The following is a 20,341-nucleotide window of genomic DNA, read 5'->3' as shown; positions in this document are numbered from 1 at the left end:
AGCGAACGAAGCTCTGTCCGCTGCTTGGCCGAATCGAGGTTAAATGGGCGCCATCCGAGAACGGAACAGCGCCTGGTGCTCCCGACACTGCCTGGCGGCAAGCAGGAATACCCCATGGCCACCGCGGGCGAATTCCAGCCAGGTGAAATCCACTTCAGGATACAAAGCCTGGACATGGGTCTGGCTGTTGCCGACCTCGATGATCAGGACGCCATCATCCGTAAGGTGATCCGCAGCCTCGGCGAGCATGCGCCGCACCAGATCCAACCCATCATCGCCACAGGCCAGGCCCAATGCAGGCTCATGGTGGTACTCCTCGGGCATGTCGGCGAAATCCTCGGCATCCACATACGGCGGATTGGACACGATCAGATCGAAGCGCTGGTTCGGCAAGCCCTGAAAACCGTCGCTCTGCACCGTGTAGACGCGCTCGTCGAGGCCATGGAGTTCGATATTCCGGTTCGCCACCTCCAACGCCTCGAACGAAAGGTCCGCCAGCACCACCTCGGCATCGAGAAACTCATAGGCGCAGGCGATGCCTATGCACCCCGAACCGGTACACAGATCGAGAATCCGCGCGGGCGACTTGTTCAGCCATGGCTCGAAGCGCTGCTCGATGAGTTCGGCTATCGGCGAGCGTGGAATGAGCACCCGCTCATCCACGATGAACGGCAGCCCGCAGAACCAGGCTTGCCCCAGCAGGTAGGCCGTCGGCACACGTTCCTCGATGCGCCGACGCAAGAGCGCCTGCAGATGGGCACACTCATCCAGCTCGAGGCGACAATCCAGATAGCTATCGGACATCTCCCAGGGCAGATGCAACGCGCCGAGCACCAGTTGGCGGGCATCATCCCAGGCGTTATCGGTGCCGTGTCCGAAATAGAGTTGCTCTGCCTGGAATCGGCTGACAGCCCAGCGAATATAGTCACGCAGGGTACGCAAACGGGAGAGCGAAGCGGTCACGGGAGCATCTCCTATGAAAAAGGGCGCGCGAGTTTAGCAGGCGTATGGAAACGCGAGCTACGGCGGTTCCATACGTCGGTCGCCAAGCGCGAACAAGCCCGACGCCATCTGTAAATGACCCATTTGATTGAAGCATCCGAAAGCTGGGCGCAGTACCCTTGCGGCCCGGTATAGAACCTGCTGTCTTCACTGGCCATCCAAGCGGATACGAGTATCGAAATCCGCAACCAGGGATTCATCCGGCGAATCATGGGGCCGGGCGGTTCACATCGTCGCGTTCTGGCGCCACAATCAGCCCCCTCACAGTACAAGGAGTCGATAATGACCAAGCCACAGACCATGCTTCAGCTCAGTGGCCGCAGCTATAACCCGGCAACGCTGGCGAACGCCACCCTGCTGGTCATCGACGTGCAGGAAGAGTACCGCAGCGGCGTGCTTGCCCTGCCTGCCCTGGACCGGGCATTGCCGGAAATCACCCGCTTGCTGGCCGCCGCGCGCGAAGCCGGCGCGCCGGTCGTGCACGTGCATCACCTGGGCATCAGTGGAGGGTTATTCGACCCCCAGGGTTTTCGCGGCCAGATCATGCCGGAAGCTGCGCCGCAGCCGGGTGAAGCCGTGGTCGCCAAACGACTGCCGAATGCATTTTCCGGCACTGAGCTCCATGAACTGCTGCAGAAGATCGGCCGCCTGGACCTGATCGTCTGCGGATTCATGACTCATTCGAGCATCAGCACCACCGTCCGGGCCGCCAAGGATTACGGCTACCGCTGCACACTGGTCGACAGTGCCTGTGCGACCCGCAACCTGCCCATGGGTGACGGCAGCATCGACGCCGAACAGGTCCATCGGATGGAAATGACCATACTGGCCGACAATTTCGCCGTCTGCGTACCCGACGTTGCGGCACTGACCCAGCGCTGATGCCCTCTCCTGCGCACCCTTGCATGGACCCGACGGAGCGCTCCCGGTCATAGCCAGACGACAATCAGAGGTAACCGGAATGAAGCAATCCGACGGCTTCGATGCCCGCCGCCTACGCTCCCGCGGAGCCAGAGGCTGGCCCCTGCGACTCGGTGTGCTCTTCGGCGCCCTGCTCGCGATGCTCGGCGCTCTGATGACCCTCACGGGCCTGGCTTCCCTACTAGGCCGCGGCGAGGCGCTTGGCGTCCTGGGAACGAGCGACGCTGGCGCCGTTGCATCGGGGCTGGGCATGGCCATACTGCTGGTTGGCGTATTCATCTGGCGCCGCTGCCGGCGCCGATTGCGCCAGCCAAACGAATTGAGCATGGCACGGCACCTGATGAAGAAGCGCGACTGAGCCGAGGAGCCACGCGAACCCCGCCTGGGCAACATGACTGGGGTAAACTGATGCCCTGTCCGGAGGCCCCATGCAAGACGACGACTTTTCCCTTTTCCACTCCGCCGTACGCGGCGTCAAACCGATCAAGCACGAGCGCGCCGAAACCGGCAAGCCACGCAGCAACCGTGAACAGATCGCCAGCCGGCGCGCCAATGCCACCAGTCGAAATGAGCAGACTCGTGTCGACGGCCTTTCCGACCAGTTCGTCATCGACGTGGGCGCCGAAGACGAACTCTACTGGGCCCGGGACGGCGTGCAGGATAGCCAGATACGCAAGCTGAAGGCCGGCCAGATACCCTTCGAGGGCAGCCTCGACCTGCATGGATTGAGCGTGGAGAAAGCGCGCGAGCAGCTGTGGGACTTCATCGCCGAAGCGACCAGGCTCGAGATCCGCTGCGTTCGCGTCACCCACGGCAAGGCGGCGAGGCTGGATGGCAAGCGGCCGCTGATCAAGAGCCACGTCAATACCTGGCTGCGGCAACATCCACAGGTACTGGGCTTCACCTCCTGCCTGCCCCGTCACGGCGGAACCGGAGCCCTGTATGTGATGCTCAAGCGCACCATGCTGGAAGGCCGTGACGAATGACCGAATCCCGCGCGCCGGCGCCGGCATGGTGCTTCGCACTTGCCAGCGGAGCGGCCTCCACCTACCCTTCGCGTTCGCGCCCCATGAACCCTGACAGGTAGTTCAATGTCCCTGGAACAACACTACACTGCGATCCTCGGCCAGCTCGGCGAGGACGTTACCCGCGAGGGTCTGCTCGACACGCCCAAACGCGCCGCCAAAGCCATGCAGTACCTGTGCAAGGGCTATCAGCAGACGCTCGAGGAAGTCACCAACGGTGCGCTGTTCAGCTCCGACAACAGCGAGATGGTGCTGGTCAAGAACATCGAGCTGTATTCGCTGTGCGAACACCACATACTGCCCTTCATCGGCAAGGCCCACGTAGCCTATCTCCCCAACGGCAAGGTGCTCGGCCTGTCGAAGGTCGCCCGGATCGTCGACATGTACGCCCGTCGCCTGCAGATTCAGGAGAACCTGACCCGCGAGATCGCCGAGGCGGTACAGCAGGTCACCGACGCCGCCGGCGTTGCAGTGGTCATCGAGGCCCAGCACATGTGCATGATGATGCGGGGCGTGGAGAAGCAGAACTCGTCGATGGTCACCTCGGTGATGCTTGGCCAGTTCCGCGAGAATGCGGCGACCCGTAGCGAGTTTCTCGGATTGGTCAAATAAAAAGGGGCGCTTCCTGGCGCCCCCTTTATCCTTCAATCGAACATTCCCACATGCCGCGGGTGGCTGGCGACGCGCTGCAGCCACTGGCGAATGGCCGGATAGCCGTCGAGCAGGAAGCCCCCCTCCTCGGCCACATGGGTGTAGGCATATAGCGCGACGTCGGCAATCGAGTAGTGATCGCCCACCAGGTAAGGCGTCCGCAGCAGCTGCTGTTCCATCACGTTCAGAGCATGGTAGCCATCGAGCTGCTTGGCCTCGTACTCCTCGCGACGCTCCTCGGGCATGCCGAGGTAAACCTTGATGTAGCGCGCCACGGCGATGTAGGGCTCATGGCTGTACTGCTCGAAGAACTGCCACTGCAGCACCTGGGTACGTAGTCGCGGGTCGCCGGGCAGGAACTCGCTGCCTTCGGCGAGATAGTTCAGGATCGCATTGGACTCCCACAGACAGGAACCGTCCTCGAGCTCCAGCACCGGGATCTTGCCGTTCGGATTCTTCTTCAGGAACTCTTCCGAGCGCGTCTCGCCGCGCAGGATATTGACCGGAATCCATTCGTACGGCTGGTCGAGCAGGTGCAGCATCAGCTTGATCTTGTAGCAATTACCCGACCGGTAATCACCATAGACTTTCAACATGACCCCCTCCGATTCGCCCGCGCCATGCGGGCCGATGTGAAATCCTAGGCTGCCTCCAGCGCGATGGCCTCGCGAATGACGCCAGCCAGTCGGCGCAGCCCTTCGCCCAGGCGCTCGGGCGCGACGTGACTGAAGTTCAGCCGCAGATAGCCTGGGTTGGCGTCCGGATCGACGAAGAACGGTTCGCCCGGCATGAACACGACGTCCTGTGCCAGCGCCTGCTTGAGCAGCGTGCGCGTGTCCAGCGGCTGCTTGAGCGTCAGCCAGAAGAACAGTCCACCTTGCGGCGTCTCCCAGGTCGCCAGATCACTGAAATGCGCCATCAGTGCGGCCTGCATGGCGTCGCGACGAATGCGGTAGAAATCGCGCAGCTCCGCCAGATGCGCACGGTACTGGGGGCTACCCAGCCACTGCAGCGCCTGCCATTGTCCGATGCGATTGGTATGCAGGTCGGCCGACTGCTTCAGCCGCAGCAGATAGGGAAACAGATCCGGCGAAGCGATCAGATAACCCACGCGCAGGCCGGGCAGCAACGTCTTGGAAACCGTGCCGGTGTAGATCCAGCTGGCCCGCTTCAGGCGCGTCACGATCGGCGTCGCGCTGCCCTGATCGAATACCAGTTCGCGGTAAGGCTCATCCTCCAGCAACGTCACGTCGAATTCATCCAGCAACGCGGCCACGGCGTCGCGCTTGGCCTCGCTGTAGCGAACCGCCGAAGGATTCTGGAAGGTCGGAATCAGATAGGCGAAAGCCGGCTTGCGCTGTTCCAGCGTTGCTCGCAGCGCATCCAGCTGTGGGCCGTCCGCCTCCTGCGCAACCGCCAGGCATTCAGCGCCGAACAGCTGGAACGCCTGCAGCGCGGCCAGGTAGGTCGGCGCCTCGACCAGCACCTCGGTGCCCGGGTCGATGAACAATTTCGATACCAGATCCAACGTCTGTTGCGATCCGCTGACGATCAGCACCTGGCTCGCCTCACAGGTGATGCCCAGCGCCCGGGCCTCGGCCGCGATAGCCTCGCGCAGGGCAGGCTCGCCTTCACTCATGCCGTACTGCCCCATGCTCGCGGGCAGCTCGGCCCAGTCGACCTTGGGCAGCATCGGTTCGGCCGGCAGCCCGCCGGCGAAGGACATGACCTCCGGGCGCTGCGCCGCAGCGAGGATTTCACGGATGAGGGAACTTTTGAGGCGGCTGATGCGTTCGGAGAAGGCCATTTCCATACCAGATGCGAAGAGATGCAAAATAAGTCAAACTTCTTGACCGAAATTACGCCTACCACGTCAAATACGTCAATATGCCTGACCTAAAAAAAAGCGCCGTGCAACGGCGGATAATGGAAAGCTTTTTCCATGGCTACCGAGCCTTCACGGCCAAGCCCGACGAGATGCTGGCACGCCGCGGACTGTCGCGGGTGCACCACCGCATCCTGTTCTTCATCGCCAGCTACCCCGACCTCAGCGTCAAGGAGCTGCTGGGCTACCTCGGCGTATCCAAACAGGCACTGAACACGCCGCTGCGGCAGCTGATCGAAATGCATCTGGTGGAAAGCCTCACCGCCGAGGATGACAAGCGCAAACGCATGCTGCGCTTCACCGCAGAGGGCGCGAAGCTGGAACAGGCCCTGCGCCGGGAACAGGTGCGGCTATTGCAACGGGCGTTCGACGACACCGACGAGCAGGCGGTCGAAGGCTGGCTGGCAGTGAACCAGGCCCTGGCGCTCGAAAGGAGTCGAGGCTGACCGCAACCAGGATTGTCTTTCCCGCGCGCACAAAAACTTCCGGGAGAAGCTTTTAACGTCGCTTGCGACGCGCCGAAGATGACCGCCAGGGTTGGCAAAAAAAAGGGCGACCGAAGTCGCCCCTTTTTCATGAAGAACCCGAACTTAGTTCTGGTTTTCCATCTGTGCACGGATCAGATCACCGATGGTGGTCGGGCCGGTGCTTTCAACTTCCTGCTTGGTGCGCAGCTCTTTCATCGCATCCTTCTCGTCTTCGACGTCCTTGGACTTGATGGAGAGGCTGATCACGCGGGACTTGCGATCGATGCTGATGATCTTGGCTTCGACTTCGTCGCCTTCCTTCAGCACGTTGCGCGCGTCTTCGACGCGGTCGCGGCTGATTTCGGAAGCCTTCAGAGTGGCCTCGATATCGTTGCCCAGGTCGATGATCGCGCCCTTGGCGTCAACTTCCTTGACGGTACCGCGCACGATGCTGCCCTTGTCGTTCACCGCAGCGTAGTTGGAGAACGGATCGTCTTCCAGCTGCTTGATGCCCAGGGAGATGCGCTCGCGCTCCGGATCGACCGAGAGAATGACGGTGTCCAGCTCGTCGCCTTTCTTGAAGCGGCGAACGGCTTCTTCACCCGGCTCGTTCCAGGAGATGTCGGACAGGTGAACCAGACCGTCGATGCCGCCGTCCAGGCCGATGAAGATACCGAAATCGGTGATCGACTTGATGGTGCCGGAGATGCGGTCGCCCTTGTTGAACTGGCTGGAGAAGTCTTCCCATGGGTTGGACTTGCACTGCTTGATGCCCAGGGAGATACGACGACGCTCTTCGTCGATGTCCAGAACCATGACTTCCACTTCGTCGCCGACCTGTACGACCTTCGACGGATGGATGTTCTTGTTGGTCCAGTCCATTTCGGAAACGTGCACCAGGCCTTCAACGCCCTCTTCCAGCTCGGCGAAGCAGCCGTAGTCGGTGAGGTTGGTGACGCGGGCCATGACGCGGGTGTTTTCCGGGTAACGGGCCTTGATGGCAACCCATGGGTCTTCGCCCAGCTGCTTCAGACCCAGGGAGACGCGGTTGCGCTCGCGGTCGAACTTCAGCACCTTGACGTCGATCTCGTCGCCGACGTTGACGATTTCCGACGGATGCTTGATGCGCTTCCAGGCCATGTCGGTGATGTGCAGCAGGCCGTCCACGCCGCCCAGGTCGACGAACGCGCCGTAGTCGGTGAGGTTCTTGACGATACCCTTGACCTGCTGGCCTTCCTGCAGGGATTCCAGCAGGGCTTCGCGCTCGGCGCTGTTCTCGGCTTCCAGGACGCTACGACGGGAAACGACAACGTTGTTGCGCTTCTGGTCCAGCTTGATGACCTTGAACTCGAGTTCCTTGCCTTCCAGGTGAGTGGTGTCGCGCACGGGGCGGACATCGACCAGGGAGCCCGGCAGGAACGCACGGATGCCGTTGACGTCGACGGTGAAGCCACCCTTGACCTTGCCGTTGATGACACCCTTGACCACTTCTTCTGCAGCGAAAGCCGCTTCCAGAACAATCCAGGATTCCGCGCGCTTGGCCTTTTCACGGGACAGCTTGGTTTCACCGAAGCCATCTTCAACCGCGTCCAGAGCAACGTGGACCTCGTCACCCACACTGATGGTCAGCTCGCCCTGCTCGTTGTAGAACTGCTCGACCGGGATGACGCCCTCGGACTTCAGACCGGCATGTACGGTGACCCAGTCACCGTCGATGTCGACCACGATACCGGTGATGATGGCGCCCGGCTGCATGTCGAGGGATTTCAGGCTTTCTTCAAAAAGTTCTGCGAAGCTTTCGCTCATGTTGATTCCTGCTGTTTTCGGACGGAAATCCGCCCAATCTCCACATTCCAGACAATGTGGGTTCATTCATATAAAAAAAGGCCTGTGGGACTGGATCTGGTCTCCCACATGCCTCCTTGTTAACAGCCCGATGCAAGCAGTGCGTCGGCCCTGCTTCTCATCCAGGCTGTCTGGCCGCCTTTCGGCGTTCCGGTTATCCGGAGAAATCGCGGCTGGCGACTTCGCTCAGGATTCTTTCCAGCACCTGCTCGATGGAGAGTGTAGTGGAATCCAGCTGAACCGCATCTGCTGCCGGTTTCAGCGGCGCTACGCTACGCTGGGTATCGCGCTCGTCACGCGCCCGAATCTCCTCAAGAAGACTCGCGAGATTAACATCATCGCCCCGCGCCTTCAACTGCAAGAAGCGTCTGCGCGCGCGTTCCTCGGCACTGGCGGTGAGGAATATCTTCAATGGCGCATCGGGGAACACCACCGTGCCCATGTCGCGGCCATCGGCCACCAGGCCCGGAGCCTCGCGAAAGGCCTTCTGCCGCTGCAGCAACGCGGTACGCACCACCGGCAGCGCAGCCACCTGCGAGGCGCCGGCGCCCACCTGCTCGTTGCGAATGGCCTCGGTGACGTCCTCGCCCTCGAGGATGATGATCATCCCGTGGCCGTCGCGTGCAGGTCCGAATTGCACATCGAGATGCTCGGCGAGCACCTTGAGCGCTTCCTCGTTGGTCAGGTCGACCCCGTGGTTACGCGCCGCGAAGGCCAGCAGGCGGTACAGCGCGCCCGAGTCGAGGAAATTCCAGCCGAGCTTGCCGGCGAGCAGCGCGGCGACCGTGCCCTTGCCCGAACCGCTCGGCCCGTCGATGGTGATGACCGGCACCGGCCTGATCATGAGCCGCCCTCCGAATGAACCCGCATGCCGGCCCGTTGGGCCAGTGCGAGGAAGTTGGGAAACGACGTCGCCACGTTGGCGCAGTCGTGAATACGGATTGGCGCACTGGCACGCAGCGCCGCCACGCTGAAGGACATGGCGATGCGGTGGTCGCCATGCGCCCAGACCTCGCCACCGCCAATGGGGCCGCCCTCGATGACGATGCCATCCGGCGTCGGCTCGGCCTTGACACCCAGGGTCTGCAGGCCGTCGGCCATCACCTGGATACGATCCGACTCCTTGACGCGCAGCTCCTCGGCGCCACGCAAGGTGGTGCGGCCCTGGGCGCAGGCGGCAGCGACGAAGAGCACCGGGAATTCGTCGATCGCCAGCGGTACCAGCTCCTCGGGAATATCGATGCCCTTGAGCTGGGCGCCGCGCACACGGATGTCGGCTACCGGCTCGCCGCCCACTTCACGCGGGTTCTCCAGCGAGATATCGGCGCCCATCAGCTTGAGAATGTCGATCACGCCGGTACGGGTCGGGTTGATGCCGACATGCTCGAGCAGCACGTCGGAGCTCTCGGCGATGCTGGCCGCCACCATGAAGAAGGCCGCCGACGAGATATCCGCCGGCACTTCGATATGCGTGGCATGCAGCTTGTGCCCGGGCTCGACGGTGGCGGTGCTGCCCTCCACCTGTACCGGATAGCCGAAACCGCGCAGCATGCGCTCGGTATGGTCGCGCGTCGGTGCCGGCTCGGTCACCGAGGTGCGGTCGGCCGCATACAGGCCAGCCAGCAGCAGGCAGGATTTCACCTGGGCGCTGGCCATGGGCATCTCGTAATGCATGCCGGACAGCCGCTGGCCGCCGCGAATGGTCAGCGGCGGGCGCCCTTCCGCCGCTGTCTCGATCACCGCGCCCATCTCCCGCAGCGGCTTGGCGACGCGGTTCATCGGCCGCTTGGACAACGAGGCATCGCCGGTCAGGGTGGTGTCGAACGGCTGGGCAGCGAGCAGGCCGGCGAGCAGGCGCATGGAGGTGCCGGAATTGCCGAGATAGATCGGCCCGGGCGGCGCCTGCAGACCGTGCAGGCCTACGCCGTGCACGGTCACGCGACCCTGCTGGGGCCCCTCGATGACCACACCCATGTCGCGGAACGCCTGGATGGTCGCCAGGGCGTCTTCGCCTTCGAGAAAGCCTTCGACCTCGGTCGTGCCCTCGGCCAGGGAGCCCAGCATGATCGAGCGGTGGGAAATGGACTTGTCGCCCGGGACACGCAGATGGCCGGTCAGGCTGCCGCCCGGATTGGCCAGGAAGATCAGGTCATTGGAATGCATAACGTCCACATAGGCTCTGCGAGCCAGTATTTTGCTGAAATGTTCCCGGGCTACGCGGGCGCGCGTGAACACGCCCAGCAAGGTATGCCCGTCGCCCTCATCGACCGCGGCGCGCAAGGCATCGAGGTCGGCACGAAAATCGTCCAGGGTGTGCAGTACCGCCTCGCGATTGGCGAGGAAGATGTCGTGCCACATCACCGGATCGCTGCCGGCGATCCGGGTGAAATCGCGAAAACCACCTGCCGCGTAGCGAAAGATTTCGAGATTCTCGTGGCGCTTGGCCAACGAATCAACCAGGCCGAATGCCAGCAGGTGCGGCAGGTGGCTGGTCGCGGCGAGCACCTCGTCGTGATGCTCGACGTCCATGTGCTCGACGTCGGCGCCCAGCGCGGCCCAGAGCGCGCTCACCAGCGCCAGCGCGCTGGGATCGGTATTGTCCAGCGGTGTCAGGATGACCTTGTGCCGGCGAAACAGCGTGCCCTTGGCCGCCGTGACACCGCTCGCTTCCGATCCCGCGATCGGATGCCCGGGCACGAAGCGCGCCGGCATGCTACCGAACACCTTGCGCGCGCAACGCACCACATTGCCCTTGGCGCTGCCCACGTCGGTGATCACCGCATCGCCCAGGTCCAGTTGCGCCAGCTCGCCCAGCAGCCTTTCGAGGGCCAGGATCGGCGTCGCCAGCTGGATCAGGTCGGCATCACGGCAGGCTTCGGCCAGCGTATCGGCGCAGCGGTCCACCACACCCAGTTCGACCGCCAGCTCGCGTGAGCGCGTATCCAGATCGAAACCGACCACCTCGCGGCACAGCCCCGCCTCACGCAATCCCTTGGCGAAGGAACCGCCAATCAACCCGAGCCCGATCACCACCAGGCGGTCGAGAACGGGCTCGGCCCGCTGCGCGAGCATGGCTTGGCTCACGGGACGAGCGCCTTGCGCAGCACCTCGAGAAAGCGCGCGTTTTCCTGCTCGGTCCCGATGGACACGCGCAGGAACGTCGGCATCCCGTAGCCGGCGACAGGGCGTACGATCACCCCCTCACGCAGCAGCGCCTGATTGATCGGCGCGGCGTCGCGGGCGAAATCCACCGCAATGAAGTTGCCCTTCGAAGGAATCCAGCTCAGCCCCAATTGGCGGAAGCCTTCCTCCAGCTGCCGCATACCCGCATCGTTGAGGCGACGGCTGGCGGACAGGTAATCGGCGTCATCCAGCGCGGCGCAAGCCGCCACCAGAGCGAGGCTGTTGACGTTGAATGGCTGGCGGACGCGGTTGAGCACGTCGGCGATGACCGGCGAGCTGATCGCATAACCGACGCGCAAGGCCGCCAGGCCGTAGGCCTTGGAGAAGGTGCGCGACACCAGCAGGTTCGGATGGTCGGCAAGGAAGGCCAAGCCGTCGGGCAGCTCGTTGCCCTCGGCATATTCGATATAGGCCTCGTCGAGCACCACCAGCACATGCGGCGGCACGCGGGTGAGGAAAGCGCCCAGCGCGTCGGCATCGAACCAGGTGCCGGTCGGGTTGTTCGGATTGGCGATGAAGACCACGCGGGTATCTGTATCGATGGCGGCCAGCATCGCCTCGAGATCGTGCCCCCAGTTCTTCGCCGGCACCGCACGGCCTTGCGCGCCGACCGCCTGGGTGGCGATGGGGTAGACGGCAAAGGCATGGGCGCTGAATACAGCGTTCAGCCCCGGTGCCAGATAGGCGCGGGCGACCAGTTCGAGAATGTCGTTGGAACCGTTGCCCAGCGTTACCTGATCGACACCCACTGCGTAGCGCTCGGCCAGCCGCTGCTTGAGAACGAAGCCGTTGCCGTCCGGGTAGCGGGTGAGTTCCGCCAGTTCGGCCCTGATCGCGTCCAGCGCCTTCGGACTGGGGCCCAGCGGATTCTCGTTGCTGGCCAGCTTGACGATACCCGCCGGGTCCAGATTCAGTTCGCGCGCCAGTTCGTCGACCGGCTTGCCCGGCACATAGGGCGACAGCTTTTGCACACCCGGCTGGGCCAGGGCGAGAAAATCACAGGACATATTCAGCTCCGCTGGAGCTGAAAGCCTGAAGCCTGAAGCCTGAAGCCTGAAGCAATCCACACTGCCCCGGAACTTCCAGCTTCCAACTTCCAGCTTCCAGCTGCTTCTTAAAGTACCGCCTTCGGATAGGACCCCAGCACTTTCAGCGCCACGGCCTCCTGGCCGATCTTCTCCAGCACGTCCTTGATCAGCGGGTCCTGATGATGGCCGAGGAAATCGATGAAGAACACGTAGGTCCACTTGCCGCTGCGCGACGGTCGCGTTTCGATGCGGGTGAGGTCGATGCCATTGGCATGGAACGGCACCAGCAGCTCGTGCAGCGCGCCCGGCTTGTTGCGCATGGAGACGATGATCGACGTCTTGTCGTCGCCGGTCGGCGGCACTTCCTGGTTGCCGATGATGAGAAAGCGCGTGGAATTGTCCGGGCGATCCTCGATCTTCTCCGCCAGCTTGGTCAGCCCGTAAAGCTGCGCCGCCATGTCGCCGGCGATGGCCGCCGAGTTCCACTCGCTCTTCACCCGCCTGGCAGCGTCGGCGTTGCTGGAGACCGCCACGCGCTCGACGTTCGGGTAGTGCGCATCCAGCCACTTGCGGCACTGGGCCAGGGACTGGGCATGGGAATAGATACGGGTGATGCGATCGGTCTTGGTCGTCTCGCCCACCAGCAGGTGGTGATGGATACGCAGTTCCACTTCGCCGCAGATCACGATGTCATGCTCGAGGAAGCTGTCCAGCGTGTGGTTGACCGCGCCTTCGGTGGAGTTCTCCACCGGCACCACGCCGAAGTTCACCGCCCCGGCGACCACCTCGCGGAACACTTCATCGATCGCTGCCATCGGCGTGCTGATCACCGCATGACCGAAATGCTTGAGCGCCGCCGCCTGGGAGAAGGTGCCCTCCGGGCCGAGATAGGCAATACGCAGCGGCTGCTCCAGCGCCAGGCAGGAGGACATGATCTCGCGGAACAGCCGCGCCATCTCCTCGTTGTCCAGCGGCCCCTTGTTCAGCTCCATGATGTGCTTGAGCACCCAGGCCTCGCGCTCGGGGCGATAGAACACCGCGGATTCGCCCTCGGCCAGCGCCGCGGTCTTGACCCGCGCGACGTCCTGGGCGCAGCGCGCGCGCTCGCTGATCAGCTCGAGAATCTTCTCGTCGAGGCTGTCGATGCGAACGCGCAACGCCTTCAGCTGATCGGCGTCGCTCATCAGCCGTGCTCCTTCTCGAACTCGGCCATGTAAGCCACCAGGGCCTCGACCGCATCCAGGCCGACCGCGTTGTAGATCGAGGCACGCATGCCGCCGACCGAGCGGTGGCCCTTTAGGTTCAGCAGGCCACGGGCATCGGCGCCCGCGAGGAAGGTCTTGTCCAGACGCTCGTCGGCCAGGCGGAACGGCACGTTCATCCACGAACGCGCGTTCGTGGCGATCGGGTTGGTATAGAAGTCGCTGGCGTCGATGGCGCCGTAGAGCAGTTCCTTCTTGGCGCGATTGCGCTGTTCCATGGCCGCCACGCCGCCCTGCTCCTTGAGCCACTCGAAGACCAGCCCGGAGAGATACCAGGAGAAGGTTGCCGGGGTGTTGTACATCGAGCCGTTGTCGGCCGCGACCTTGTAGTCGAGCATGGTCGGGCAGCTGGAACGCGCACGGCCGAGCAGGTCCTCGCGGACGATGACCACCACCAGGCCGGAGGGGCCGATGTTCTTCTGCGCCCCGGCATAGATCAGGCCGAATTTCGAAACGTCGATCGAGCGCGACAGGATGTCCGAGGACATGTCGACCACCAGCGGTGTGTCACCCAGTTCCGGGACCCAGTCGAACTGCAGGCCGCCGATGGTCTCGTTGCTGGCGTAATGCAGATAGGCGGCGTTGTCGCTCAGCCGCCACTCGTTCTGCCCGGGAATCGCGAAGTAATCGTACGGCTTGGCGCTCGCCGCGATATTGACGTTACCGAAACGACGCGCCTCCTCGATGCTCTTGCGCGACCAGATGCCGGTATCGACGTAGTCGGCGACACCGTCCTCGGGCAGCAGGTTCAGCGGAATCTCGGCGAACTGCTGGCTGGCCCCACCCTGCAGGAACAGCACCTTGTAGTTCGACGGGATCGCCAGCAGCTCGCGCAGGTCCTGCTCCGCCTTCTCGGCGATGGCGGTGTAGTCCTCGCTGCGGTGGCTCATCTCCATCACCGACAGACCCTTGCCGTGCCAGTCGAGAAGCTCCGCCTGGGCGCGTTGAAGGACGGCTTCGGGAAGCGCAGCCGGACCGGCACAGAAGTTAAAAGCGCGTTTGCTCACTGCTGTTCTCTCTCGCTCTTGCTCGATATTGAAACCAGGAACCGAGCGGCCGGCGCCTTCGCCGACCGCCCTCCTACCGCCTGCCCGGCGTCCCTTCACATGGAGACGCCTATGCCAATCAGTCTTCGTCGTCGGTGGGCACGACATCCGGCGGCACGTCGCCACCACCGCCGAGCAACTCGTCCTCGTTCGGCTCGGTGCTGACCACGGGCATCTCCTTCTCGAGCGCCTCTTCACCGAGCATGGCATCGATGTCTTCCAGCACCTCCTCTTCGGACGGCTCCTGCACCCGCTCCAGGCCAACCAGGTGTTCGCCCTTGGCCAGCTTGATGAGCGTCACGCCCTGGGTATTGCGGCCCAGCGAGGACACCTCGTCGACGCGGGTGCGCACCAGTGTGCCCTGGTCGGAGATCAGCATGATCTCCTCGCCTTCGAGCACCTGCACGGCACCGACCAGCGAGCCGTTGCGCTCGTTGGTCACCATGGCGATCACACCCTGGCCACCACGCCCGCGCCGCGGGAATTCGTCCATCGCCGTGCGCTTGCCATAGCCACGCACGGAGGCGGTGAGGATCTGCGCACCCGGCTCGGGAATCAGCATGGAAATGATCTGCTGTCCCTCGGGCAGGCGCATACCGCGCACGCCACGGGCGTTGCGGCCCATGATGCGAACCTTGCTTTCCTTGAAGCGGATCACCTTGCCACCGTCGGAGAACATCATCACTTCCTGGGCGCCATCGGTCACCGCCGCGGCGATCAGGGTGTCACCCTCCTCCAGCTTCAGCGCGATGAGCCCGGAAGTGCGCGGCCGGCTGAACTGCACCAGCGGGGTCTTCTTCACCGTGCCGTTGGCGGTGGCCATGAAGATGTAGGCGCCGGTCGGCTCGTCCTTCTCGTCGCCGTCGGCCTCTTCGCCTTCGGCATCGTCGAGCTCGTCGTGCTCGATGACCTGCCCTTCGGCCTCTTCCAGCTCCTCGTCAGCGTCGGTCGCCTGCTTGCGCAGCGCCTCCAGGTCGACCTGGAGCATGGCGGTGATGCGCTCGCCCTCGTCGAGCGGCAGCAGATTCACCAGCGGCCGGCCGCGCGAGGTACGCGAGGCCTCGGGAATCTCGTAGGTCTTGAGCCAGTACACCTTGCCCTTGCTGGAGAACAACAGCAGCGTGGTGTGGCTGTTGGCGACCAGCAGGTGTTCGACGTAATCCTCTTCCTTCACACCGGTGGCCGCCTTGCCGCGCCCGCCGCGGCGCTGCGCCTGATAGGCCGCCAGCGGCTGCGACTTGGCATAGCCGCCGTGGGAGATGGTGACGACGCGCTCTTCCTCGGTGATCAGGTCGGCCAGGGTCAGGTCCAGGCGCGATTCGAGAATCTCGGTGCGGCGCGCATCGCCGAAGTCGCGCTTGACGCCTTCGAGCTCTTCGCGGATGACTTCCATCAGACGCACCGGATTGGTCAGGATGCGGATCAGCTCGCCGATCTGGGTAAGGATTTCCTGGTATTCGCTGAGCAGCTTTTCATGCTCCAGCCCGGTCAGGCGGTGCAGGCGCAGATCGAGGATCGCCTGGGCCTGTTCCGGCGACAGGAAGTACTTGCCGTCGCGCAGGCCGTATTGCGGATCCAGGTTTTCCGGACGGCAGGCGTCTGCCCCGGCGCGTTCGACCATCGCCTCGACCGCAGTCGACTCCCAGGCGGTGGAGATCAGCGCATCCTTCGCCTCGGCCGGCGTCGGCGAGGCCTTGATCAGCGCGATCACCGGGTCGATGTTGGACAACGCGACCGCCTGGCCCTCAAGGATGTGGCCACGCTCGCGCGCCTTGCGCAGCTCATAGACGGTACGTCGGGTGACGACTTCGCGGCGGTGCCGGACGAAGGCTTCCAGCAGCTCCTTGAGGTTCAGCGTGCGCGGCTGGCCGTCGACCAGTGCCACCACGTTGATGCCGAAGACGCTCTGCAACTGGGTCTGCGCGTAGAGGTTGTTGAGGATCACCTCCGGCACTTCGCCGCGGCGCAGCTCGATGACCACGCGCATGCCGTCCTTGTCGGACTCGTCGCGCAGCTCGGTGATGCCTTCGAGCTTCTTCTCCTTGACCAGCTCGGCGATCTTCTCGATCAGCCGCGCCTTGTTCAACTGGTAGGGCAGCTCGGTGATGACGATCTGCTGGCGGCCGCCGACCTTGTCGATGTCTTCGATATCGGCGCGCGCACGGATGTAGATGCGCCCGCGACCGGTGCGGTAGGCCTCGATGATGCCAGCACGGCCGTTGATGATGCCCGCGGTGGGGAAGTCCGGGCCGGGGATGAACTGCATCAGTTCGTCGATGCCGATATCGGGATTCTCGATCAGCGCCAGGCAGCCATCGATGACCTCGCCGAGGTTGTGCGGCGGGATGTTGGTCGCCATGCCCACGGCGATACCGCTGGAGCCGTTGACCAGCAGGTTGGGGATCTTGGTCGGCATGACCGCCGGGATCTGCTCGGTACCGTCGTAGTTGGGCACCCAGTCGACGGTTTCCTTGTCCAGGTCGGCCAGCAGCTCGTGCGCCAGCTTGGCCATGCGCACTTCGGTGTAACGCATCGCCGCGGCGCTGTCGCCATCGACCGAACCGAAGTTGCCCTGGCCGTCGACCAGCAGGTAGCGCAGCGAGAACGGCTGTGCCATGCGCACGATGGTGTCGTAGACCGCCGAGTCGCCGTGGGGGTGGTATTTACCGATCACGTCGCCGACCACACGGGCGGATTTCTTGTACGGCTTGTTCCAGTCGTTGCCCAGCTCGCTCATGGCGAACAGTACGCGACGGTGTACCGGTTTCAGGCCATCGCGCGCATCCGGTAGCGCACGGCCGATGATCACGCTCATGGCGTAATCAAGGTAGGACTGCTTGAGCTCGTCTTCGATATTGACCGGGAGGATTTCTTTGGCCAGTTCGCCCATGGAAGCCTGGTTCCTTATAGTCAGCAGGGTCCTGCGATAAGCGCGGGATGGTAACACAGACGGCAGCGTTAAGCTGAGTGTCGCGCCGAGGAAAGGCCGCCTCGGACGCTCCTTCCTCGCATGTCATATACCCGGGAGCGACAGGGGGTCAGTGCAGGCGCTTGCGGTTCATCAATTCGGCCATCTTCGTCGCGCTGGGGCGTTCGACCACGCCTTTCTCGGTGATGATGGCATCGATCAGATCGGCCGGTGTCACGTCGAACACCGGGTTGAATGCCTCGACATCAGCCGCGTAGCGTTGTCCGTTGACCTCTAGCAGCTCGCTGCCGGCCCGTTCTTCGATGGGGATCTCTTCGCCGCTTTCCAAGCCCATGTCGATCGTCGAACTCGGCGCCACCACCATGAAGCGCACACCATGATGCATGGCGAGCACGGCCAACTGATACGTACCGATCTTGTTCGCCACATCGCCATTGGCTGTGATTCGATCGGCACCGACGATGACCCAGGAGATGCCGCGCGCCCTCATCAAGTGGGCGGCAGCGGAATCGACATTCAGCGTCGTCGGCACTCCATCGCCGAGCAGCTCCCAGGCGGTCAACCGTGAGCCCTGCAGCCAGGGGCGGGTCTCGTCCACGTAGACCCGCTCCACCAGCCCCTCCAGATGCGCCGCACGGATGACCCCGAGCGCAGTCCCGAAACCGCCGGTAGCCAATGCGCCGGTATTGCAATGCGTGAGCAGGTTCTGCGGATTGCCTTGGTACCTGCGAATGAGGTCGACACCGAACTGCGCCATCGCCAGATTGGCTTCGCGATCGCTGTCGTGAATGGAAATGGCCTGAGCCTCCAGGGCAACGTACGGATCTTCGCCGGGCTTGAGGCGCTCGAGGCGCTCACGCATCTGATTCAAGGCCCAGAACAAATTGACCGCCGTCGGGCGGGAGTCGGCCAGCACCCGGAAGTCCTCCTCCAGCGCCTGACGCCAGCCCCCGCCGGCCGCGAGTCGGGCACGCACTGCCAGCACCAATCCATAAGCTGCACTGATCCCAATGGCCGGCGCGCCACGCACGACCATATCCCTGATCGCGCCAGCCACCTCGGCGGCAGAGCCGTAACTGTGCCAAACCTCTTCGATTGGCAGCTTGCGCTGATCCAGCAAGCTCAACCGTCCCGCCAGCCAGTCGATCGACTTCACCTTCTCCGCCGCCAGCAAACGCTCGCGCATGGCTATTTCCTCTCTCAGGCATCACCCGGACTCACCAGGCAAGCATCCACACTACGATAAATACACACATGAAAAAGCCCGGCCGTTTCCGAACCGGGCTGCTTTCCCTATCGATTTGGCCGGGACGGAGCGACTGGCCCTTCGACCCACCCCGTACCGCAGAGTGGGCGGCAAATTACTGAATTTCCTGGCGCGAGTAAAGGCACCCTTCGCCGCGCGCCAACCGCATCCCGCTCCGGTGATTTGGGGCGCATGAACCATCATCGGCCTACCCTCAAGGCGCGGCACCAACTGGGTGAATTGAAAGTCACCATGAACAGAGACGATAAAGCCATCCGAAGATAGCCAATCCATTGACGCAGATGATATCCCGGACAATACGCTGGATAACAAAACAAGCCCACCGATCCAAGATCCCTCGGATATGGAAGCAACCGCTGTCAGACAGCGCCAGGTGTTCACCCGGGAGATGAGCCTCGCTCTGGAACCAGTTGGCGATGCGACCTTCTGGCCGCTCTTTCCAGGTCCAGATACAGGTTGCAAAAGGCTTCAACAGCTCTTCCGGGTAGAATCCAGTCCACCACTACCCAATTCACGAGAGCTCATCAAGCAACTTCGCACCCATCTCTATGCTCCCCAGGCGGAACTGGGATCCCAGTATCGGAGTTGGACATCAGCATGCTCCTGATTCCTTCGGGCTTCGACGGCAGGAATAGGGATCGGGCGTGAAGAACGGAGAGGAACGGCTGATCGTGCTGAACACGGTGGCCAAGTCGGTCATCTAGGAGCAGCGTGGCCTGGATCCAGTCGGGGTATTCCCGTACCGGATGCCCGACAGGAACGGCAAGGCGACACCGGTTCATCGGATGAACGATTCCGCTTGGAAGAAGGCCCGGATCAGGGCGGCGAAGAAATACCAGGACGCTTCCTGCGACCGGCGCCGAAGGGATTCGCCTCGCTCCGCATCCACGACCTGAAGCACACCTTCAGGAGAAGAAGCTTTCGGGCAGCTGGTGGTCACCGAGGAAGACAGGCGGGCCCTGCTGGGCCACAAGAACGTCAGCATCACCAGTCACTACTCGGCGGCGGAGCTGGGAAAACTGATCGATGAGGCCAACAGGATTTCGGCTACCGACTCGCGCGGGCCGGCCCTGACGATACTGAGAAGGAAGGCAGGATGAAAAGTCCCTGAAACGAAAAAGGCCAGTCGTTACCGAACTGGCCTAAGTCGTTGAGGTATATGGTCGGGACGGAGTGATTCGAACACTCTACCCCTTGCACACCATTCACCTGAATTCAGGGTACCGGTTTCAAAGTCTCCACCTACCGCTTCCGTCGCCAACCCACCAAATCACCGCATACATGTCTATATTGGCCAAGCTGCCGTCTTGCAGGGTCCAGCTTTCTGATGCACTGTTCCTCAATTAACGAGAAATAACGAACTGAGCTATAACCGGATTCGTAAGGTCTAGCAATGACTATACTCCTGGCCTCGACCATCACAGGAGTACGCCATGAACAAAGCCGATCTGATCGAAGCTATTTCGCTCTCCGCCAATCTGTCGAAGACCACTGCAGGCCGTGCGTTGGAGGCCATCACCAGTAGCATCACCGCCGCTCTCGAGAAAGGCGACGATGTCACGCTTGTCGGCTTCGGCACCTTTACGATCAAGAAGCGTACTGAACGAGAGGGCCGCAATCCCCGGACTGGTGCAGCACTCAGGATCGCTGCGGCCAAACTGCCCGCGTTTCGGGCAGGTAAACTCCTGAAGAATGCCGTCAACTGAACGCAACCTACTCTATCGAAGGGTCCAACCGGACCCTTTCCTGGGAGCTCAATACCGCTGCTGACTCAGCCATGCCGAAACACAATGCTCTGGCAAGTCTATGGCTGGAGGAATGGGCAGGTTC

At 62.9% G+C, this 20,341-nt stretch carries 16 protein-coding genes and 2 pseudogenes; 7 read left to right on the top strand and 11 right to left on the bottom strand.

Annotated elements, in window-relative coordinates:
- Positions 1-39: 39 nt before the first annotated feature.
- Positions 40-963 carry a 50S ribosomal protein L3 N(5)-glutamine methyltransferase gene (gene prmB / locus BAY1663_RS00955; protein WP_037037155.1) on the bottom strand — a complete coding sequence of 308 codons (924 nt, stop codon included), beginning with the start codon at positions 961-963 and terminating at the stop codon, positions 40-42.
- Positions 964-1,284: 321 nt separating this feature from the next.
- On the opposite strand from prmB, the gene BAY1663_RS00950 reads away from it, so the two are divergent.
- The 4 genes from BAY1663_RS00950 to folE all read left to right on the top strand — a co-directional run bounded on the left by BAY1663_RS00950 (position 1,285) and on the right by folE (position 3,560).
- Positions 1,285-1,884, top strand: a complete 600-nt coding sequence (locus tag BAY1663_RS00950) for a cysteine hydrolase family protein (RefSeq protein ID WP_037037154.1) — start codon at positions 1,285-1,287, stop codon at positions 1,882-1,884.
- Positions 1,885-1,963: 79 nt separating this feature from the next.
- Positions 1,964-2,281, top strand: a complete 318-nt coding sequence (locus tag BAY1663_RS00945; protein ID WP_037037152.1) for a hypothetical protein — start codon at positions 1,964-1,966, stop codon at positions 2,279-2,281.
- 70 nt (positions 2,282-2,351) lie between these two features.
- Positions 2,352-2,909 (top strand): Smr/MutS family protein, encoded by a 558-nt coding sequence (locus tag BAY1663_RS00940; RefSeq protein ID WP_037037150.1) that lies wholly within the window; start codon positions 2,352-2,354, stop codon positions 2,907-2,909.
- 105 nt (positions 2,910-3,014) lie between these two features.
- Positions 3,015-3,560, top strand: a complete 546-nt coding sequence (gene folE, locus BAY1663_RS00935; protein ID WP_037037148.1) for a GTP cyclohydrolase I FolE — start codon at positions 3,015-3,017, stop codon at positions 3,558-3,560.
- Positions 3,561-3,592: 32 nt separating this feature from the next.
- Here folE and BAY1663_RS00930 read toward each other — a convergent pair whose 3' ends face one another.
- Positions 3,593-4,195 (bottom strand): glutathione S-transferase family protein, encoded by a 603-nt coding sequence (locus tag BAY1663_RS00930; protein WP_037037146.1) that lies wholly within the window; start codon positions 4,193-4,195, stop codon positions 3,593-3,595.
- A gap of 44 nt (positions 4,196-4,239) precedes the next feature.
- Entirely contained in the window at positions 4,240-5,406 is a 1,167-nt protein-coding gene (locus BAY1663_RS00925; RefSeq protein ID WP_037037144.1) for a PLP-dependent aminotransferase family protein, read from the bottom strand.
- A gap of 80 nt (positions 5,407-5,486) precedes the next feature.
- Here BAY1663_RS00925 and BAY1663_RS00920 point away from each other — a divergent pair, with 80 nt between their 5' ends.
- Positions 5,487-5,930, top strand: a complete 444-nt coding sequence (locus BAY1663_RS00920; RefSeq protein WP_037037142.1) for a MarR family winged helix-turn-helix transcriptional regulator — start codon at positions 5,487-5,489, stop codon at positions 5,928-5,930.
- Positions 5,931-6,074: 144 nt separating this feature from the next.
- On the opposite strand, the gene rpsA is transcribed toward BAY1663_RS00920, so the two are convergent.
- The 8 genes from rpsA to mtnA form a co-directional block, all read right to left on the bottom strand.
- Entirely contained in the window at positions 6,075-7,757 is a 1,683-nt protein-coding gene (gene rpsA / locus BAY1663_RS00915) for a 30S ribosomal protein S1 (RefSeq protein WP_037037140.1), read from the bottom strand.
- 193 nt (positions 7,758-7,950) lie between these two features.
- Positions 7,951-8,640, bottom strand: a complete 690-nt coding sequence (cmk, locus tag BAY1663_RS00910; RefSeq protein ID WP_037037139.1) for a (d)CMP kinase — start codon at positions 8,638-8,640, stop codon at positions 7,951-7,953.
- A complete protein-coding gene (locus tag BAY1663_RS00905) occupies positions 8,637-10,868 on the bottom strand; it encodes a bifunctional prephenate dehydrogenase/3-phosphoshikimate 1-carboxyvinyltransferase (protein ID WP_177325789.1) in 2,232 nt (743 codons plus the stop codon). Before BAY1663_RS00905 ends, cmk begins: the two co-directional genes overlap by 4 nt.
- Before the next feature lie 8 nt (positions 10,869-10,876).
- Positions 10,877-11,986, bottom strand: coding sequence for a histidinol-phosphate transaminase (hisC, locus tag BAY1663_RS00900; RefSeq protein WP_037037136.1), 1,110 nt, complete (start codon positions 11,984-11,986; stop codon positions 10,877-10,879).
- A gap of 107 nt (positions 11,987-12,093) precedes the next feature.
- Positions 12,094-13,191: a prephenate dehydratase gene (gene pheA, locus BAY1663_RS00895; protein WP_037037134.1), complete on the bottom strand. Its 1,098-nt coding sequence runs from the start codon at positions 13,189-13,191 to the stop codon at positions 12,094-12,096.
- A complete protein-coding gene (gene serC, locus BAY1663_RS00890) occupies positions 13,191-14,276 on the bottom strand; it encodes a 3-phosphoserine/phosphohydroxythreonine transaminase (protein WP_037037132.1) in 1,086 nt (361 codons plus the stop codon). The genes pheA and serC overlap by 1 nt, the downstream gene beginning before the upstream one ends.
- A 118-nt stretch (positions 14,277-14,394) precedes the next feature.
- Positions 14,395-17,205 carry a DNA gyrase subunit A gene (gene gyrA / locus BAY1663_RS00885; protein ID WP_037037130.1) on the bottom strand — a complete coding sequence of 937 codons (2,811 nt, stop codon included), beginning with the start codon at positions 17,203-17,205 and terminating at the stop codon, positions 14,395-14,397.
- A gap of 148 nt (positions 17,206-17,353) precedes the next feature.
- A complete protein-coding gene (gene mtnA, locus BAY1663_RS00880; protein WP_037037128.1) occupies positions 17,354-18,430 on the bottom strand; it encodes an S-methyl-5-thioribose-1-phosphate isomerase in 1,077 nt (358 codons plus the stop codon).
- Between the two features lie 651 nt (positions 18,431-19,081).
- Here mtnA and BAY1663_RS24905 point away from each other — a divergent pair.
- Positions 19,082-19,611: pseudogene (locus tag BAY1663_RS24905) on the top strand (site-specific integrase); the annotation flags it as partial.
- A 321-nt stretch (positions 19,612-19,932) separates the two neighbouring features.
- Positions 19,933-20,217, top strand: a pseudogene (locus BAY1663_RS00870) (HU family DNA-binding protein); the annotation flags it as partial.
- Positions 20,218-20,341 lie beyond the last annotated feature (124 nt).

The organism is Pseudomonas sp. BAY1663 (assembly GCF_000582595.1).
GTDB classification, from domain to species: domain Bacteria; phylum Pseudomonadota; class Gammaproteobacteria; order Pseudomonadales; family Pseudomonadaceae; genus Stutzerimonas; species Stutzerimonas stutzeri_AF.
The sequence above is the reverse complement of the archived record's forward strand: the minus strand, read 5'-3'. Positions and strand labels throughout refer to the sequence as shown.

Coding starts and splice junctions, on each gene's coding strand:
- BAY1663_RS00950 (WP_037037154.1), top strand. CDS start 1,285: ATGACCAAGCCACAGACCATGCTTCAGCTCAGTGGCCGCAGCTATAAC.
- mtnA (WP_037037128.1), bottom strand. CDS start 18,430: ATGCGCGAGCGTTTGCTGGCGGCGGAGAAGGTGAAGTCGATCGACTGG.
- hisC (WP_037037136.1), bottom strand. CDS start 11,986: ATGTCCTGTGATTTTCTCGCCCTGGCCCAGCCGGGTGTGCAAAAGCTG.
- BAY1663_RS00905 (WP_177325789.1), bottom strand. CDS start 10,868: ATGCTCGCGCAGCGGGCCGAGCCCGTTCTCGACCGCCTGGTGGTGATC.
- BAY1663_RS00945 (WP_037037152.1), top strand. CDS start 1,964: ATGAAGCAATCCGACGGCTTCGATGCCCGCCGCCTACGCTCCCGCGGA.
- BAY1663_RS00930 (WP_037037146.1), bottom strand. CDS start 4,195: ATGTTGAAAGTCTATGGTGATTACCGGTCGGGTAATTGCTACAAGATC.
- BAY1663_RS00920 (WP_037037142.1), top strand. CDS start 5,487: ATGCCTGACCTAAAAAAAAGCGCCGTGCAACGGCGGATAATGGAAAGC.
- gyrA (WP_037037130.1), bottom strand. CDS start 17,205: ATGGGCGAACTGGCCAAAGAAATCCTCCCGGTCAATATCGAAGACGAG.
- pheA (WP_037037134.1), bottom strand. CDS start 13,191: ATGAGCGACGCCGATCAGCTGAAGGCGTTGCGCGTTCGCATCGACAGC.
- folE (WP_037037148.1), top strand. CDS start 3,015: ATGTCCCTGGAACAACACTACACTGCGATCCTCGGCCAGCTCGGCGAG.
- BAY1663_RS00925 (WP_037037144.1), bottom strand. CDS start 5,406: ATGGCCTTCTCCGAACGCATCAGCCGCCTCAAAAGTTCCCTCATCCGT.
- rpsA (WP_037037140.1), bottom strand. CDS start 7,757: ATGAGCGAAAGCTTCGCAGAACTTTTTGAAGAAAGCCTGAAATCCCTC.
- cmk (WP_037037139.1), bottom strand. CDS start 8,640: ATGATCAGGCCGGTGCCGGTCATCACCATCGACGGGCCGAGCGGTTCG.
- BAY1663_RS00940 (WP_037037150.1), top strand. CDS start 2,352: ATGCAAGACGACGACTTTTCCCTTTTCCACTCCGCCGTACGCGGCGTC.